At 68.6% G+C, this 717-nt stretch carries 1 protein-coding gene; it reads right to left on the bottom strand.

The window, feature by feature from the left end; genetic code table 11:
* Positions 1–129 precede the first annotated feature (129 nt).
* Complete coding sequence (locus CCN29_RS34035) at positions 130–579, bottom strand: PTS sugar transporter subunit IIA (RefSeq protein ID WP_086686318.1); 450 nt, start codon at positions 577–579, stop codon at positions 130–132.
* Positions 580–717 lie beyond the last annotated feature (138 nt).

Below are 717 nucleotides of genomic sequence, written 5' to 3'. Positions count from 1 at the left end.
CCTCGCCGATCGCCACACCGTGGCTCACGCCGACGCCTCGCAGCGTTGTCTCCATCTCACCCGTCTCCGGTAAAGCGGCGGTCACGCCGCAGCGTCCGATGTCTCTGTGCCGTCGGGGACGGCGTCAGGTCACTTCCAGAGGAAGAGCGTGTCGCCCGCCTTCACGTCGCCCTCTTCACGCAGCTCGGAGAGGGCGTCCGCCGTGGCCTCCAGCGCCACGACCGGGCACACGGGGGACTTGCCGGCGGCCTCGACCGCGGCCGGGTTCCAGCGCACGACGCTCTGCCCGCGCGCGACGGTGTCCCCCTTGTTGACAAGCAGCTCGAAGCCCTCGCCGTTGAGCTGGACGGTGTCGATGCCGAGGTGGGTGAGCACGCCGTGCCCGCTCTCGTCGACGACGACGAACGCGTGCGGGTGCAGAGAGACGATCACGCCGTCGACGGGGGAGACGGCCTCGGAAGGCTCCCGCACGGGGTCGATCGCGGTGCCCGGGCCGACCATGGCCCCGGAGAAGACGGGATCGGGCACGGACGCCAGTCCGATGGCCCGTCCTGCAAGCGGGGACATCACGGTGGTCATGGGAAGCCTCCCAAGAGATGGAGATCTGTACGAGTGCCGTCACTGGCTGTCTCCGGCGCGCTGTTCAGCAGGGTATGTCATGAGACGTACCGGTTCCGGGGGACAGGTCCAGATCCATGGTCCAGACAAGAGGTCTAG

The organism is Streptomyces pseudogriseolus (assembly GCA_002154585.1).
Lineage (GTDB): Bacteria > Actinomycetota > Actinomycetes > Streptomycetales > Streptomycetaceae > Streptomyces > Streptomyces pseudogriseolus.
Note: the sequence above shows the minus strand (reverse complement) of the source record. Positions and strands in the feature narration are given on the sequence as shown.